13 protein-coding genes and 1 rRNA gene are annotated in these 15,711 nt (G+C 72.2%); 5 read left to right on the forward strand and 9 right to left on the reverse strand.

What is annotated here, in order from left to right; translation table 11 throughout:
* Window positions 1–6: 6 nt before the first annotated feature.
* Window positions 7–909, forward strand: a complete 903-nt coding sequence (locus ACSUPR_RS16210; protein ID WP_436885457.1) for an alpha/beta hydrolase — start codon at window positions 7–9, stop codon at window positions 907–909.
* Here ACSUPR_RS16210 and ACSUPR_RS16215 read toward each other — a convergent pair.
* A complete protein-coding gene (locus tag ACSUPR_RS16215) occupies window positions 835–2,814 on the reverse strand; it encodes a helix-turn-helix domain-containing protein (protein ID WP_436885458.1) in 1,980 nt (659 codons plus the stop codon). The genes ACSUPR_RS16210 and ACSUPR_RS16215 overlap by 75 nt on opposite strands.
* Entirely contained in the window at window positions 2,799–3,626 is an 828-nt protein-coding gene (locus tag ACSUPR_RS16220; protein WP_436885459.1) for a 3-hydroxybutyrate dehydrogenase, read from the reverse strand. Before ACSUPR_RS16220 ends, ACSUPR_RS16215 begins: the two co-directional genes overlap by 16 nt.
* A gap of 236 nt (window positions 3,627–3,862) precedes the next feature.
* On the opposite strand from ACSUPR_RS16220, the gene ACSUPR_RS16225 reads away from it, so the two are divergent.
* The gene (locus ACSUPR_RS16225; RefSeq protein WP_436885460.1) at window positions 3,863–5,101 is read left to right on the forward strand and encodes an extracellular catalytic domain type 1 short-chain-length polyhydroxyalkanoate depolymerase; all 1,239 of its coding nucleotides are present in this window, start codon (window positions 3,863–3,865) and stop codon (window positions 5,099–5,101) included.
* Window positions 5,102–5,343: 242 nt separating this feature from the next.
* Here the strand turns inward: ACSUPR_RS16225 and ACSUPR_RS16230 are convergent, their stop codons facing one another.
* The 4 genes from ACSUPR_RS16230 to sigK all read right to left on the reverse strand — a co-directional run bounded on the left by ACSUPR_RS16230 (window position 5,344) and on the right by sigK (window position 9,162).
* Window positions 5,344–5,811 (reverse strand): MarR family winged helix-turn-helix transcriptional regulator, encoded by a 468-nt coding sequence (locus ACSUPR_RS16230; RefSeq protein WP_436885461.1) that lies wholly within the window; start codon window positions 5,809–5,811, stop codon window positions 5,344–5,346.
* Between the two features lie 162 nt (window positions 5,812–5,973).
* The gene (locus tag ACSUPR_RS16235) at window positions 5,974–7,596 is read right to left on the reverse strand and encodes an AMP-binding protein (RefSeq protein WP_436885462.1); all 1,623 of its coding nucleotides are present in this window, start codon (window positions 7,594–7,596) and stop codon (window positions 5,974–5,976) included.
* 253 nt (window positions 7,597–7,849) lie between these two features.
* Entirely contained in the window at window positions 7,850–8,566 is a 717-nt protein-coding gene (locus ACSUPR_RS16240) for an anti-sigma factor (protein ID WP_436885463.1), read from the reverse strand.
* Complete coding sequence (gene sigK / locus ACSUPR_RS16245) at window positions 8,563–9,162, reverse strand: ECF RNA polymerase sigma factor SigK (RefSeq protein ID WP_436885464.1); 600 nt, start codon at window positions 9,160–9,162, stop codon at window positions 8,563–8,565. The genes ACSUPR_RS16240 and sigK overlap by 4 nt, the downstream gene beginning before the upstream one ends.
* Window positions 9,163–9,299: 137 nt before the next feature.
* Between sigK and ACSUPR_RS16250 the strand changes: the two genes are divergently transcribed.
* Together ACSUPR_RS16250 and ACSUPR_RS16255 are read left to right on the forward strand one after the other, a co-directional pair.
* Entirely contained in the window at window positions 9,300–10,853 is a 1,554-nt protein-coding gene (locus ACSUPR_RS16250; protein ID WP_436885465.1) for a molybdopterin-dependent oxidoreductase, read from the forward strand.
* A 69-nt stretch (window positions 10,854–10,922) separates the two neighbouring features.
* Window positions 10,923–11,204, forward strand: a complete 282-nt coding sequence (locus tag ACSUPR_RS16255; RefSeq protein ID WP_436885466.1) for a hypothetical protein — start codon at window positions 10,923–10,925, stop codon at window positions 11,202–11,204.
* A 91-nt stretch (window positions 11,205–11,295) separates the two neighbouring features.
* Here ACSUPR_RS16255 and ACSUPR_RS16260 read toward each other — a convergent pair whose 3' ends face one another.
* The 3 genes from ACSUPR_RS16260 to ACSUPR_RS16270 form a co-directional block, all read right to left on the reverse strand.
* Window positions 11,296–11,964: a hypothetical protein gene (locus ACSUPR_RS16260; RefSeq protein WP_436885467.1), complete on the reverse strand. Its 669-nt coding sequence runs from the start codon at window positions 11,962–11,964 to the stop codon at window positions 11,296–11,298.
* 128 nt (window positions 11,965–12,092) lie between these two features.
* Window positions 12,093–12,416 (reverse strand): DUF6114 domain-containing protein, encoded by a 324-nt coding sequence (locus ACSUPR_RS16265; protein ID WP_436892030.1) that lies wholly within the window; start codon window positions 12,414–12,416, stop codon window positions 12,093–12,095.
* A gap of 71 nt (window positions 12,417–12,487) precedes the next feature.
* Complete coding sequence (locus tag ACSUPR_RS16270) at window positions 12,488–13,147, reverse strand: DUF6230 family protein (protein ID WP_436885468.1); 660 nt, start codon at window positions 13,145–13,147, stop codon at window positions 12,488–12,490.
* 961 nt (window positions 13,148–14,108) lie between these two features.
* On the opposite strand from ACSUPR_RS16270, the gene ACSUPR_RS16275 reads away from it, so the two are divergent.
* Window positions 14,109–15,640 (forward strand): 16S ribosomal RNA (locus tag ACSUPR_RS16275).
* The last annotated feature ends 71 nt before the right edge of the window (window positions 15,641–15,711 follow it).

Raw genomic sequence — 15,711 nt, forward strand, 5'->3', positions numbered from 1 at the left:
ACCCGCATGAGCGACACCGCCCCGGTCGGCGGGGACGAGTACACCGTCCCCGTCGCCGGGGGCGACCTGACCGTCACCCGGTGGGGTGACGGTCCCGGCGCCCCCGTCCTGGCCGTCCACGGCATCACCGCCAACGGCCACTCCTTCGCCCGGGTCGCGGCCGAGCTGGCCGCCCGCGGCGGACCCCCGCTGCACGCTCCCGACCTGCGCGGGCGCGGGGCCGGCGGGGCCCTGCCCGGCCCCTACGGGCTGGCCGCCCACGTCGACGACCTGGTCGCCGTCCTGGACCGCCTGGGCGTGGAACGCGCGGTCTGGATCGGCCACTCCATGGGCGCGTTCGTGTCCTGCCTGGCCGCGGTCCGCCACCCCGACCGGGTCGCCGGGCTGCTGCTCGTCGACGGCGGCCACGGGCTGCCCGCCCCCGCCGGAACGGACATCGACTCCGTCCTGGGCCCGGCCATGGCCCGGCTGCGGATGTCCTTCGAGTCCCCCGACGACTACCGGGCCTTCTGGCGGAGGCACCCCGCCTTCGCCGGGCGGTGGAACGCCTGGGTCGACGCCTACATCCTCCGCGACCTCACCGGCACCGCCCCCGACCTGCGCTCCACATGCAACGAGGAGGCCGTACGGGTCGACGGCGGCCAGGTCCTCACCGACGAGGAGGTCCTCGGCGCGATCCGCCGGCTCCCCGTCCCCGCCCGCCTGCTGTGGACGGCGCGCGGACTCATGGACGAGACGCCTGGGCTGTACACGCCCGAACGCCTCGCCGGCCTGCCCGCCTCCCTGGCCACCGCCGAACTCCCCGACGACAACCACTACACGCCGCTCTTCTCCTCAACCGCCCGACTGCTCGCCGAGCAGGTCCACGCCCTTGTCCAGGAGACCGTGCAGGTGCAGGGCCAGCTGTAGCTCCAGCGCGCGGTCGGGGTGCTGCCAGTCCTCCCCGATGAGCTGACCGATCCGCTCCAGGCGCTGCGCCACCGTGTTCACATGGATGTGCAGCGCCGTCCGGGCCTTCGACAGGTTGCCCCCGGCCGCGAAGTAGGCGCGCAGCGTCTCCACCAGCACGGTCCCCCGACGCTCGTCGTACTCCAGCAGCGGGCCCAGGGCGGACCGCACGAACCCCGGCACGTCCCGGTCCCGGCCCAGCAGCAGCCCCGAGAACCCCAGGTCCTCCGCGGTCGCCACACCGCCGACCCGGCCCAGTGCCCGCAGCGTCTGCACGCACCGCGCCGCCTCCGAGAACGCCGACCGGAACTGCTCCGGGCCGCCCGTCGGTCCGGCCAGCCCCACCGTCACCGGCACTCCCCCGGCCGCCGGCCCCAGCTCCTCGGCCACCCGCCGCCCCGCCGGCCCGGGGTCGGTCCCCGGCAGCGCCAGCACCAGCCGGCCCGCCCGGCTCCCCGCCAGGCCGCCCGTGGTCTCCGCCACGTGCGTGGCCGCCGACCGCAGCCGCCCCGGGTCCGCCCCCGGCGCCTCCGCCACCACCAGCACGTGCGGGGCGTCCAGGTCGGCGTGCAGCAGTGCCGCCCGCTCCCGCAGCGACGCCGGATCGCGCGGCGGCGTCTCCAGCAGCTCGTTGAGCAGGTCTCCGCGCACCCGGTGCTCGGTCTCGCTCACCGAACGGCGGATCAGCAGCAGCAGCGCGGTCACCATCGCCGCCCGCTCCAGCACCCGCTGGTCGGTCTCGTCCAGCCGCACCCCGCGCAGCACCAGCGTCCCCAGCGGCTCGCTGCCCGCCGCCGCCGACGCCACCCAGGCGTCCCGGGCGCGCACCGCGCGGCCGCTCGCCAGCGCCGCCCGCACCGCCTCCTCCACGGCCTCGTCCCGCTCCTGGGGGTGCGACCGCTCCGTCACCGACCCCTGCGGGGTCGCCGTCACCGTCACGTCCGTGGTCTCGTCCCGGACCGTCACCGACCCGCCCAGCACCCCGGCGATCGCCGCCGCGACCTCCCGCACCCCGCCGCCGCGCAGCACCAGGTCGGTGAGCCGGTCGTGGGCTGCCGCCGAACGCTCCACCGACGCCGTGTGCCGCTGCAAACGCTCGTTGACGGTGTGCAGCTCGTCCAGGGCCCGGCGGGTGTCGTCGATGAGGTTGGCGCTGTCGATCGCGATCGCCGCGTGCGCCGCCAGCGACGACAGCAGGGCCACCTCCGAGTGCGCGAACGGCCGCTCCCGGCGGTTCGCCGCGAACAGCACACCCACGTCCCGGCCGTTCATCTTCAGCGGCACCCCCAGGATGGCCACCAGGCCCTCCTCGCGCACCGCGTGGTCGATGTTCTCCGCGTGCGCGAACCGCGGGTCGGCGAAGTAGTTCGCCGTCACGTACGGCATCGCCGTCTTGGCCACCAGCCCGCCCAGGCCCTTGCCCGGCCCCAGCCGCAGCTGCTGGAACGACGCCGACACCGACCCCGAGGTCACCCGCATCACCGTCCCGCCCGCCTCCGGGTCGCTCAGCGTCAGGTAGGCGACGTCGGTGCCCAGGAGGTTGCGCGCCCTCTCCACGATCGCCCGCAGCACCTGGTCCAGGCTGCGCATCCCCGCCAGGTCGTTGGCCGTCTCGAACAGCGCGCTCAGCTCCGACTCGCGGCGCCGCCGGTCCCGCATCACCGACCGCACCCGCAGCGCGGTCAGCTTGGCCGCCTCCAGCGCCGCCACCACCTCCGGGTCGGCGCCCCGGGCCCGGGCCCGCAGCACCGGGCGCTCGTACTCGACCGCCGGGGCGTCGCGCAGCAGCAGGTCCAGGAAGAAGGCCTGGCCGGCGACGCCCGCGGGGTCGTCCTCGGAAGGGGTCGTGTTCAGCTCGCGCTCCATGCTCCGTCCACCGGCAGCGACGCCCCGTTGACGTACGACGCGTCGTCACCGCACAGGTAGGCGACCAGCTCGGCCACCTCCTCCGGTTCGATCAACCGCTTCAGCGGGGTCCGCGCCAGCAGCACCTCCGACACCACCCGCTCCTCGGGGATGCCGTGCGCCGCGGCCTGGTCCGCGATCTGCTTCTCCACCAGCGCCGTGCGCACATAGCCCGGGTTCACACAGTTGGAGGTCACCCCGTGTGCGGCGCCCTCCAGCGCCACCACCTTCGAGAACCCCTCCAGGCCGTGCTTGGCCGTCACGTACGCCGACTTGTAGGCCGAGGCGCGCAGGCCGTGCACGGAGGAGATGTTGACGATCCTCCCCCAGCCCCGCGCGTACATGTGCGGCAGGGCGCCGCGCACCACCCGGAACGGCGACTCGACCATGAGACGAAGGATGAACGAGAACCGCTCCGGAGGGAAGTCCTGCACCGGCGCGACCGTCTGCACACCCGCGTTGTTCACGACGATGTCCGCGCCCCGGGCCGCCTCCTCCGCGGCGTCCAGGTCGGTCAGGTCCAGCACGACCGGCTCGCCCACGCCCCGGTCGGCGAGGTCGGCCAGGGCTTCGGAGTCCACGTCGACCAGGCGTACGGTGGCGCCCGCGTCGGCCAGCCGCAGGGCGCAGGCCCGTCCGATGCCGCCGGCGGCGCCGGAGACGAAGGCGGTCCTGCCGGTCAGGTCGACCCGGGCGGTGTGCTCCGCGGGGCGGGGGGAGGGGGGACCCGGCGCGCGCCGCGCCGTGCCCGCCGGGAACTCGTGCGTCGTCATGGCAGCAACGTAGGCCCGCCCGCCCGACCGGGGGATAGGAACCGGATACACACCACCGGGCCCGGACATGTGGACATCGGCCATGCCCCGGAGGACCCCTGTGGGGTTCGCACTGGACAGGGGTGTGTGATCGGGGCCTCCGCTACATGTCGCGCACGTCACATCGGGGTTAGTGTCCCGGCAACGGTTCGGCCGAACCCCCCGCTCACGCCGTATCCCCCTGGAGGCAACCCCCCATGGACTCCACCGCCCGCCGGGCGGGGGCGCCCCTCGCCCTCGCCCTGGCCACCGTCCTCGTCACGGCCGCCGCGCTCCTGGCCGCCCTGGCGCCCCGCGCCCACGCCGCCGCCCTCGCCCCCGTCACCTCGTTCGGCACCAACCCCGGGAACCTGGCCCTGTACACCTACGTGCCCGACGGACTGCCCGCGCAGGCGCCCCTGGTGGTGCTCTTCCACGGCTGCGCCCAGGACGCCGCCGCCTACCACCGGCACTCCGGCTGGGCGCAGGCCGCCGACGCGGGCGGGTTCGCACTCGCCTACGCCGAGCAGAGGACCGCCAACAACCCCAGCCGCTGCTTCAACTGGTTCGAGCCCGCCGACGTGGCCCGCGACTCGGGGGAGGCCCGCTCGGTCCGGTCCATGGTGGAGCACACGGTGTCCGCCCACGGCCTGGACGCCGGCCGCGTGTACGCCTCCGGGCTGTCCGCCGGCGGCGCCATGGTGGGCGAGGTGCTGTCGGCCTACCCCGACATCTTCGCGGGGGGCGCCATCGTCGCCGGGATCCCCGCCGGCTGCGCCACGGGCATGGTGGACGCCTTCACCTGCATGAACCCCGGCAGGACCCTGACCCCGCAGCAGTGGGGGGACCGGGTCCGCGCCAAGAACCCCGGATGGACCGGGCCCTGGCCGCGCGTGGCCGTCTGGCACGGTACCTCCGACACCACCGTCGCCCCCGCCAACGGCACCGCGAGCGTGCGGCAGTGGACGAACGCGCACGGGATCCCCGCCACCCCCACCGCCACCGAGTCCCTGCCGGGGTCCACCACCGCCTCCTACTACGGGGGCTCCGACGCCGCCTCGGCGCGGGTCGCGCACTACACGGTCTCCGGCCTGGGCCACGGCACCCCCGTCGACCCCGCCGCCGGCTGCGGCACGGCGGGGGCGTACTTCCTCGCCTCGGTCTGCTCCACCGGTCACACCGTCGGGTTCTGGGGGCTGGGCGGGGACCCCGGCCCGCAGCCCACCGAACAGCCCACCGAGGGCCCGACGGAGGGGCCGGGCGAGGGCCCCGACCCCGGTGAGTGCGTGCGCTCCACCAACTACGCCCACGTCCAGGCGGGCCGCGCCGTCCACCGCTCCGGGCAGACCTACGCCGTCGGTTCCGGCGACCCGCTCGGCCTGTGGAACGTCTTCGTGACGACCTCGCTCACCGAGACCTCGCCCGGGTACTGGGAGAACACCCCCGGCGCCTGCTAGCGCCCGTTCCGGTGCCGCAGCCCTGCGGGCGGGCACCCGCGGACCGCGCCCCGGCGGCCCAGGAGCCGCCGGGGGCCGGGCACGGGACCTCCCGGGTCCCCCCGGGGAACGAGAGCGGGCGGGCCGGGGAGGAGATCCCCGACCCGCCCGCCGCCTCCGGGCCGGGCACGACCCCCGCGGCGCCCGGACCGCCCGTCACCGCACCCGTCCCCGACGGGTGCGGTGACGGAGACGAACCCCTCTCACGTCTGTTCGCCCAGCACGTTCGCGGTCAGCCGCCGCAACGCCAGACGGGTGGCCTCGAACTCCTCCTCCGGAAGGCCGATGGCCGCGCCGACCGCCTCCGGGATCCCCTCGGCCAGCTCCCGCATCGCCGCCCCCGACTCGGTGAGCGTGATCAGCACGGAGCGCTCGTCCTGCGGGTCCCGGTCGCGGTTCAGCAGCTCGCGCGCCTCCAGCCGCTTCAGCAGCGGGGTGAGCGTGCCGTAGTCCAGCTGGAGCGCGGAGCACACGTCCTTGACCGGGCACTCCCCCCGCTCCCACAGCAGCATCATCACGAGATACTGCGGATAGGTGAGGTGCAGGGGTTCCAGGAGCGGCCGGTACAGGTTGGTGACCGCACGGGACGCCGCGTAGAGGGCGAAGCACATCTGCTCGTCCACGGCGGGGAGTGCGAAATCGCCCGTGGGGGCTGGAGGTCGGTCGGGCATCGGCAACATGGTAGTAACCCCGCACCCGATGTCAAAGCACGCAATTGTCTTGCACGCAAGGAAGAAGGGGACCCGATCCCCCGGGGGTTCGGATACCCCTGACCGGGGTGTCCGGACGCCGGCCGGGGCGCCGCCCGGGAGGGGACGGCGCCCCGCCCCCGGTCACCCGCGCGGAGCGTCGAACGGGAGCATGCGCTTGACCACCTTCCCGGCCGGGTTGCGCGGCAGCTCCTCCAGGAACACCACGTCCCGCGGCACCGAGAACCGGCCCAGCACCTGCCGTACCCGCATCCGGATCTCGTTCGGGTCCAGCACCACGCCCTCGTGCGGCACCACGAACGCCGCGAAGCGCTGGCCGAACTCCTCGTCGGGCACCCCCGCCACCACGACCTCGCGCACCCCCGGCATGGCGACCACCGCCTCCTCCACCGGTCGGGGGAACACGTTCTCCCCGCCGGACACGATCATGTCGTCGTCCCGGCCCGCCACGTGCAGAAGCCCGTCCGCGTCGACGTGCCCCCGGTCGCCCGTCTCCATGAGCCCGCCGACGACCCGCTTGTTCCGGCCGTTGGTGTACCCGTCGAACAGCATCGCGTTGCCGACGAAGATCGACCCCTCGCGCCCGGGCGGCAGCTCCGCCCCGTCGGCGTCCACCACCGCCACCCGCGTCCCCAGCGGCGGGCGCCCCGCGGTCGACGGGGACCTGCGCATGTCCTCGGGGGTCGCGATCGTCGCCCACGACACCTCCGTGGACCCGTACAGGTTGTAGAGCACGTCCCCGAACGCGTCCATGAAGCCGGTGATCAGCGCGGGGCTCATCGCCGAGCCGCTGCACGCCACGATCCGCAGCGACGACGTGTCATAGGCGTCGCGCGTGGACCTGGGCAGGTCCATGATCCGCCGCAGCATCACCGGCGCCGCCACCAGCGCCGTGCACCGCTGCTCCTGGACCGTCCGCAGCACGTCCTCCGGCTCGAAGAGCCGACGCATCACCAGGGTCGCCCGCATCGTCATGCCCAGCTGCACCCCCGCCAGGCCCCAGGTGTGGAACGCCGGGGACGACACCAGGATCCGGTCCGACGAGTGCAGCGGGATCCGCGACAGGATCGACGCGGCGTCCTGCGGTCCCTTCGGCGTGGGCCGGCGCGCGCCCTTGGGGGTCCCCGTCGTCCCCGAGGTCAGCACGATCAGCCGCCCGGGCCGTTCCGGCGGCTCCGGCTCCTCCCCCTCCGGTTCGGTGCCCTCCCACGCCAGGTCGGAGACTCGGGGGTCCTCGGTCCACGCCCTCAGCCGGGGGACATCCGCCGGGACGTCCGCGCACAGCTCCGCGAACTCCTCGTCGACCACCAGCGCGGTGACCCCGTTCGCCGCCACCACGTCCGCCGTCCGCGGGGCCGACAGGCCGGTGTTGAGCAGCACCGTGTCCGCGCCCAGGCGGCCGCAGGCGATCATGGCCTGTACGAACCCGCTGTGGTTGCGGCACAGCAGGCCCACCCTGCCCTGCGGGCCCACCCCCGCGGCGCGCAGCGTCCGGGCCAGCGCCCGCCCGCGCAGGTTCATCTCCGCGTAGGTGCTCGCCCCCCGCTCGTCGATGACCGCGATGTGCCCGGGAGCCCGCTCCTGGGCGGCCGCGTACCCGCCCGCGATCGTCGCTCCCCAGGTCTTCAGGGCGCGCAGCTGCCGGACGATCCTGTCGGGGCGGCCCGGTGAGATGACGCCGGCGCGCACCAGGACCCGGGCCACCGCCAGGGAGTGTCGGACACGGGACGGACCATCGGTAGCCATGCTGTCTCCGGGGAGTACGGGGACGGGCGAAGCCTTCCGCGCCTCACCGGGCGGCCTTCGCCGCGTGACCACCCGGAAGTTACTGAGACGGTAGGCGACGGGACGACGTCGTTTCTCCGAACGCGGGTGAGCGGTGGCCCGCCGGACATTGTCACTTCGGCGCGAAGTCGACCGGTCGACACGGCGACCCGCCTCCCTGTCGACCCGGCTCCATGTCGACATGGCGGCACGGGTCCCGGGACCCGTGCCGCCGTCACATGTCGATGGCCATCTCCTTGCCGCTGGGTTCCGCCATGTCGCCCTCCGGCTCCAGGGACACCCACAGCTCGTCCGGAGAACCCATGCCGCCCGCGAAGCCCGCGTAGCGGTCCCCGCCCGAGGGCTCCATGATCCCCGCGGGCCGCACCTCCCCGCCGTCCACCCACCACATGCGGTACGCCATACCCTCCGGAGCCTCCGGCAGGCCCTCCACCACCAGCACCGCCGCATCGCGGTCGTAGGACGCGAAGACGGTCGCCCGCGCCTCCCCCAGCGGAGCCGACACCATGTTCGTGTCCGCCGCGGCCAGCAGCGCCTCCATCTCCGCCGTCCGCGCCTCCTGCGCGGCCAGCCGCTCGTTGACGGACACCAGGGTCCCCGCCAGCAGGACCGAGAACAGCGCGAGCGCGGCGGCCAGGCCCCACGGAGCCCACCGGGCCAGGGCCCGGAACCGTGCCGCGCCCCTCCCGGCCCGGCGCGGCGGCTCCTGCCGGGTCCGGCCCGCCTCGGCCAGCAGCGACTCCCACACCTCCTCCCGCGGCTCGACCGCCTCGGCCCGGGCCAGCCGGGCGGTGGTCTCGCGGAACTCCACGAGGTCGCGGCGGCAGTCCTCGCACTCGGCCAGGTGCCGCTCCGCCCTGCGGACCTCCTCCGGCTCCAGGGCGTCGACGGCGTAGCCCGCCGTCAGCCCGTGCTCCCCGGCCCGCCTCACACCGTCACCCCCAGGCAGTCCCTCAGCTTGATCAGTCCGTCGCGCAGCCTGCCCTTGACCGTGGTCAGCGGCACCCGCAGCAGGTCCGCGGCCTGCCTCTGCGTGTATCCGGTGTAGTAGGTGAGGCGGACCACCTCGCGCTGCCGGTCGGTCAGCCGTCCCAGGCAGCGCCGCACCTTCTCCCGCTCCAACCGGTTCTCCACCTGCTCGGGGACCGTGTCGCGGGGGGTCGCCTCCGGCTCCAGCCGGCCGGCCGCCGACAACCGGTCCGCCGCCGCCTGCTCGGAGCGCACCCGGTCGACCGCCCGGCGGTGGGCGATGGTCGCCACCCACGCGGCCACGCTCCCCAGCGACGGGTCGTAACGGGAGCTCGTCCGCCAGACCTCCAGGAACACCTCCTGGCACACCTCCTCCGCCTGCGCCGTGTCCACCAGCACCCGCCGGGACACGCCGAACACCGCCCCCGACAGCTCCCGGTAGAAAGCCTCGAACGCCGTCAGGTCCCCCAGCGCGACCCGGCGGAGCAGCCCCGGCAGGGGATCCTCCCCATGACCGCCCGCACCCTCCGGAACCGCGTGCGCACCCGCCCGCCTCACCGGACCACCAGCCTTCCCTGCTCGGTCACCGGGGGATTCGGACCCGGACCGCCCGGGGAGACCCCGGGAACGACTCCGTTATGGTCCCGTTATCCAACCTGCGGTCGCCCCCGCCCCGGCGGCTCCGAACGGGGGGCATGACCGACACACCGCGCAGCATCCCCGCGGGCCCCGCCGCCCTCGCCGGACTCGTGTCCGCGGGCGCCGCCGTGGCCGCGGCCGAGGTCGTCGGTGCCCTCCTGTCCAGGCCGGCCTCGACACCGGTCCAGGCCGTCGGCGCCGGGGTGGTCGACCTGGTGCCCCTCCCCCTCAAGCAGTTCGCCGTGGACGTCTTCGGCACGGCGGACAAGACCGTGCTGCTCGGCGGCATCGCCGTCCTCCTCGCCTGCTCGGCGGCCCTCATCGGCATCGCCTCCGTCCGGGTCCGCCCCGCCGCGCTCGCCGGGGTCGCCCTGTTCACCGCCATCGGCCTCACCGCCGCACTCACCCGTCCCGGTGCCGGACCGCTCGACGCCCTGCCCGCCCTGGCCGGGGCCGCGGTCTTCACGGCCGGGCTCCTCCTCGCCACCCGGACCCCGGCCGCCTCCGACGAGGACACGGCCGGCTTCGACCGCAGGCGCTTCGTCCTCCTGGCCGGGGCCGCCGCCGCGGCCTCCGCGGGGGCCGGGATCACCGCCCGCCTCCTGCCCGCCACCACCGGAGGCGGGCTCACACCCGCGAACGCCGCCCTGCCCGCCACCGGGGACCCGGCCGCCCCCCTGGCCGAGGGCGTCGACCTGGAGATCGACGGACTAGCCCCCTACTTCACCCCCAACGCCGATTTCTACCGCATCGACACCGCCCTGTCCGTCCCGCGCATCGACGCGTCCGCCTGGTCGCTGCGCATCCACGGCCTCGGGGTCCGCGGCGAGCTGGTCCTCACCTACGACGACCTGCTCCGCCACCCCGGGCTCAGGGAGCGCGACATCACGCTCACCTGCGTTTCCAACCCCGTCGGCGGCGACTACATCGGCAACGCGCGGTGGACCGGCGTCCCGCTCGCGTCCCTGCTCGCCGAGGCGGGGGTGCGCTCCCCCGCCGACGGCGGCCCGGCCGACCAGCTGGTGTCCCGCTCCGAGGACGGGATGACCATCGGCACCCCGGTCGCCGACGTCATGGACGGCCGGGACGCCCTGCTCGCCGTCGGCATGAACGGCAGGCCCCTCCCCGCCGAGCACGGATTCCCCGTCCGCATGGTCGTCCCCGGCCTCTACGGCTACGTCTCGGCCTGCAAGTGGATCGTCGACATCGAACTCACCTCGTTCGACGCCTTCGACGCCTACTGGGTCCCCCGCGGATGGTCCGCCAGGGGGCCGGTCAAGACCCAGTCGCGCATCGACACCCCCCGCGACGGGGCGGACCTGGCGGCGGGCCGCACCGTCGTCGCCGGTACGGCCTGGGCGCAGCACACCGGCATCGACCGGGTCGAGGTCCGCATCGACGGCGGCCCCTGGGCCGACGCCGAACTCGCCCCGGAGGGAGGCGTCGACACCTGGCGCCAGTGGTTCCTGGAATGGGACCCCGAACCGGGGGAGCACACGATCTCCGTCCGCGCCACCGACCGCGGCGGACGCACACAGACCCCCGACCGGGCGCCTCCCGCGCCCGACGGAGCGACCGGCCACCACCGCGTCACCGTGACCGTGGCCTGAACCGGCGGCCCCCGACCGGGGACCCCGGCCCGCGGCCGCGGGCCGGGAGGAGAACACCGAGGAGAAGACATGCCCACGACCTTCCACCGCGCCCGCCGGCTGCTCGCCGCGGGTGCCGTCGCCGCCACCGCCGTGCTCGGCCTGGCCGCCTGTGAGAACACCACGGGGGGCGGGGAGACCGTGGATTCGGAGGAGATGACCGAGGAGCCCCTGGAGGAGGACATGGGCGGGTCCGAGGAGATGACGGACGACATGACCGAGGAGTCCATGGACGGGGAGGTGTCCGGGGACGACATGGAAGGCGACATGTCCGAGGAGGGCATGGAGGACGACATGTCCGACGACATGTAGCAGCCGCCCCGGGGCGGGAACGGCCCCCGCCGTGCCCGGAGGGACACGCGGGGGCCGCCGCACGGGGGCGCCCGGCCCCCGGCTGAACAGGTCAGCCGGTCACGGTGATCGGCGCGGACGGGTCATCGGCGTTCGTCACCAGGTACGTCGCGGTGAAGTCCGACTCCGTGGCGTTCACCGGGCAGCCGAAGCCGCCCTCCACCACCACCGGGGCGGAGGTGGCGAAGGCCAGCGTCGAGGCGGGGGCCCCGTTCGTCCAGGTGCCCTCCACCCCGACCGGGCCGCCGGGGCTCACCGTCGCGGTGCACGAGGCCAGGCCGCTGGTGGTCACCACGATGCCGCCCGCGGGGACGGTCATCGTGCCCACCGCCGGGGAACCGGACTGCATGGACATCTCCCACACGGGGTCCGCCACCGTGACGGTCGCGTCCACGAACAGCAGGTTCGTGGAGCAGTCCTCGAAGGTGGGCGCGTTGATCGGCCCGGACACGGCACCGTCCGGGTTGTGGTTGCCGGGGGCGGCGGGGACCAGGTTGTTCCCGCCGCCGGGGTCGGCCGCCGAGACGTCGCAGGTGACCACGACGCTCCCGGCGGTGAAGGTGGCGCTGCCGCTCAGGGTCGCGGAGAACGCGGCCCCGGCCGGCTCGACCGTCGTCGGACCGGCCTGGGCGGCCAGTGCGGTGCCGCCCGGCAGCAGCAGTGCGGCGCCGGCCAGGGCGAGGAAGGAGTAGGTGCGGGATCTCGGTCGCGGAACCGACATGAGCACTCCTGAGGAGAAGGGGTCGTCTGGGTGCGCGCCATTCGGTTCGGTAGCCATGGTTTTCCGGATCGGCCGGGGACGGGCGGCGGTCGCCCCGTGCCCGCCCCCGGCGGTCTCGTGTCCCGGGATCAGCTCCGGTGGATCGCGCGCCGGCGGCGCCGCGGAGGCCGCGCCACCGGCCGCCAGGCGAAGGCCAGTCCGCCGCCGACCAGCGCCAGCAGGGTCCCCACCACCAGACCGCCCAGGTTGGACAGGACCAGCGCGCCCAGCCCGAGGAAGCCCGCGAGGGACCCCGTGACGACGTGCTGGTTCGGGGTGAACCAGGTGACCAGGCCCAGGACGATGAGCATGCCCCCGAACAGCGCCGAGGAGACCGCACCGACGCCGGTGTGGACCATCAGCTCGATCGGCATGGCGACCAGCGAGGCCATGACGACGCCGGAGGCGATCATCAGGAGCCCTCCCGCGAACGGGCGGCGCCTGCGCCAGGTGCGCCAGGCCGCCCACAGGCCCCTGATCCCGCTCAGAAGCACTCGTCCTCCCCGAGGCTGACGCCCAGGTCGAGGTCGGCGAGGCGGAAGGTGCCCGCGGTGGCGGCCCGGGCGGTCTGCTCCAGGTCGTCGACGACGATGACGTCCGACTGCATGCCGAACAGGTCGTTGAACCCGGCCGCGCCCCGCGGGCCCTTGTCGAGGGTCCCGGCGTCCCGGCCGATCTCGATGTTCTCGAACTCGGCGTCGCCGCCCATCTGGGACATGTCGATGACCAGGTTCTCCGCCATCACGGGCGTGCCCTGGTCGCCGGCGGTCAGCCGGAGCGAGATCTCGCCGACGATGGGGAACTCGGTGAGGACCGACTGGCACAGGCCGACGATCTCCGCCTCCCGGATACCGGCGACCGCGACCGGCACGGCCTCCCGGCGGACGGTCTGGTCGAGCCAGCCGTACTGGACGAAGCCCTCGCCGCGCAGGCTGTCCGCGGAGATCTTGAATTCCTGGCCCGAGACGGTGAAGGAGGCGGCCAGGGCGCCCTGTGCCATCGCGACCAGGAGCCCGCCCACGGCGATCCCGGCGGGGACGGAGAACAGGGCGAAGCGCTTCCAGCTGGTGTGGCTCTGGGGGGAGTCGGAGTCGGACTCTTCGGCGCGGACCTCTTCGGGGGATTCGGGGGATGTGCGGTCCATGTACGTCCTTCCACGGAGTGCGCCCGCACAGGGCACGGATGCGAACACGTACGACCGCGCTGCGCCCGCCGTTCCCCCGAACCACGGCACGCGGCCCCACCGGAGACTGCGGGATTCCGGGCGGGGGTGCCACGGGTCTCCGGTGATGCTGCACATCATGGAACGGGGGAAGTGTGATTTCAAGGGTGCTTTCGGAACTTTTCCGGGTTTCCCGAAAATGATCATGTCAGCACTCTGACGTGCGAAAACAGAAAGAAAGGAAGGGTCGTGCATTGTTCTGGCGCGAAGGTCGTTCCGTGTTCGGGCAGAGAGGCGGAGTTCTCTGTCACGGAGGTGAGCAGGAGCGTGGACGGGGGCTGTGCCCGGGTGAGTGGAGGGGGCGGTGACGAGTGGAGACGACGTGTGAGCGGCGACACAGGAGGTTCGGTTTGCCGGGCCCTCCGGAGGCGGGTAGTGTTCTCCGAGTCGCCCCGGGGCGGCGAGCGGCTCCGAGCAGGAGTCGACTCGGCACCGGACCGGGATCGGCGACGACCTCCCTTCCGAAGTGAGCGGTTCGAAGCACTGCTTCGACCATGTAAACTCGGTCGGGTCGCCTCGAAAGGGGCACACGCCTTCACGAGAAATCAGAAGGTTCCGGAAAACGCCGGTTTGGCGGGACACGGAAACACTGATAAAGTGAGGGCACAACAAAGCGGAAACGCAGACGCCTTCCACGGAAGAGCGGCCGGGAACAGAAACACGTACCCGGGGCTTGTACGGGAAGAGCGGTTGCTTCTTGAGAACTCAACAGCGCGTGTTCGATTTTTACAGCCAAGTTTGTTTTGGCCCCGTCACACGACGATCAGTGAGATCGGAGTGTGCGAGGTTCCTTTGATTGGACCAGAAGGACATTGAGCCAGACGGTTCGGTCAGGATTTTCTTCTAGGTTTCCGCACCCCTTTCGGGGTGGCGGTGCAAGACCTTTATGGAGAGTTTGATCCTGGCTCAGGACGAACGCTGGCGGCGTGCTTAACACATGCAAGTCGAGCGGTAAGGCCCTTCGGGGTACACGAGCGGCGAACGGGTGAGTAACACGTGAGCAACCTGCCCCTGACTCCGGGATAAGCGGTGGAAACGCCGTCTAATACCGGATACGACCCTCCTCCGCATGGTCGAGGGTGGAAAGTTTTTCGGTCGGGGATGGGCTCGCGGCCTATCAGCTTGTTGGTGGGGTAACGGCCTACCAAGGCGATTACGGGTAGCCGGCCTGAGAGGGCGACCGGCCACACTGGGACTGAGACACGGCCCAGACTCCTGCGGGAGGCAGCAGTGGGGAATATTGCGCAATGGGCGAAAGCCTGACGCAGCGACGCCGCGTGGGGGATGACGGCCTTCGGGTTGTAAACCTCTTTTACCACTCACGCAGGCTCCGCGTTCTCGCGGGGTTGACGGTAGGTGGGGAATAAGGACCGGCTAACTACGTGCCAGCAGCCGCGGTAATACGTAGGGTCCGAGCGTTGTCCGGAATTATTGGGCGTAAAGAGCTCGTAGGCGGCGTGTCGCGTCTGCTGTGAAAGACCGGGGCTTAACCCCGGTTCTGCAGTGGATACGGGCATGCTAGAGGTAGGTAGGGGAGACTGGAATTCCTGGTGTAGCGGTGAAATGCGCAGATATCAGGAGGAACACCGGTGGCGAAGGCGGGTCTCTGGGCCTTACCTGACGCTGAGGAGCGAAAGCATGGGGAGCGAACAGGATTAGATACCCTGGTAGTCCATGCCGTAAACGTTGGGCGCTAGGTGTGGGGACTTTCCACGGTTTCCGCGCCGTAGCTAACGCATTAAGCGCCCCGCCTGGGGAGTACGGCCGCAAGGCTAAAACTCAAAGGAATTGACGGGGGCCCGCACAAGCGGCGGAGCATGTTGCTTAATTCGACGCAACGCGAAGAACCTTACCAAGGTTTGACATCACCCGTGGACCTGCAGAGATGTGGGGTCATTTAGTTGGCGGGTGACAGGTGGTGCATGGCTGTCGTCAGCTCGTGTCGTGAGATGTTGGGTTAAGTCCCGCAACGAGCGCAACCCTTGTTCCATGTTGCCAGCACGTAATGGTGGGGACTCATGGGAGACTGCCGGGGTCAACTCGGAGGAAGGTGGGGACGACGTCAAGTCATCATGCCCCTTATGTCTTGGGCTGCAAACATGCTACAATGGCCGGTACAATGGGCGTGCGATACCGTGAGGTGGAGCGAATCCCTAAAAGCCGGTCTCAGTTCGGATTGGGGTCTGCAACTCGACCCCATGAAGGTGGAGTCGCTAGTAATCGCGGATCAGCAACGCCGCGGTGAATACGTTCCCGGGCCTTGTACACACCGCCCGTCACGTCATGAAAGTCGGCAACACCCGAAACTTGTGGCCTAACCCTTCGGGGAGGGAGTGAGTGAAGGTGGGGCTGGCGATTGGGACGAAGTCGTAACAAGGTAGCCGTACCGGAAGGTGCGGCTGGATCACCTCCTTTCTAAGGAGTCTTTTCAGGCCAACACTTTTCCTATGGTTGGCCGGACTCGAAAGTGGACCTGCTGAACCCAT

The sequence above is a fragment of the Nocardiopsis dassonvillei genome (assembly GCF_964273065.1).
Lineage (GTDB): Bacteria > Actinomycetota > Actinomycetes > Streptosporangiales > Streptosporangiaceae > Nocardiopsis > Nocardiopsis dassonvillei_B.

Bases quoted from the DNA above. Each gene is read 5' to 3' on its own strand.
- ACSUPR_RS16220 (WP_436885459.1), bottom strand. From the start codon at position 3,626: ATGACGACGCACGAGTTCCCGGCGGGCACGGCGCGGCGCGCGCCGGGT.
- ACSUPR_RS16225 (WP_436885460.1), top strand. From the start codon at position 3,863: ATGGACTCCACCGCCCGCCGGGCGGGGGCGCCCCTCGCCCTCGCCCTG.
- ACSUPR_RS16265 (WP_436892030.1), bottom strand. From the start codon at position 12,416: ATGATCGCCTCCGGCGTCGTCATGGCCTCGCTGGTCGCCATGCCGATC.
- ACSUPR_RS16270 (WP_436885468.1), bottom strand. From the start codon at position 13,147: ATGGACCGCACATCCCCCGAATCCCCCGAAGAGGTCCGCGCCGAAGAG.
- ACSUPR_RS16215 (WP_436885458.1), bottom strand. From the start codon at position 2,814: ATGGAGCGCGAGCTGAACACGACCCCTTCCGAGGACGACCCCGCGGGC.
- ACSUPR_RS16230 (WP_436885461.1), bottom strand. From the start codon at position 5,811: ATGCCCGACCGACCTCCAGCCCCCACGGGCGATTTCGCACTCCCCGCC.
- ACSUPR_RS16250 (WP_436885465.1), top strand. From the start codon at position 9,300: ATGACCGACACACCGCGCAGCATCCCCGCGGGCCCCGCCGCCCTCGCC.
- ACSUPR_RS16210 (WP_436885457.1), top strand. From the start codon at position 7: ATGAGCGACACCGCCCCGGTCGGCGGGGACGAGTACACCGTCCCCGTC.
- ACSUPR_RS16255 (WP_436885466.1), top strand. From the start codon at position 10,923: ATGCCCACGACCTTCCACCGCGCCCGCCGGCTGCTCGCCGCGGGTGCC.
- ACSUPR_RS16235 (WP_436885462.1), bottom strand. From the start codon at position 7,596: ATGGCTACCGATGGTCCGTCCCGTGTCCGACACTCCCTGGCGGTGGCC.
- ACSUPR_RS16260 (WP_436885467.1), bottom strand. From the start codon at position 11,964: ATGTCGGTTCCGCGACCGAGATCCCGCACCTACTCCTTCCTCGCCCTG.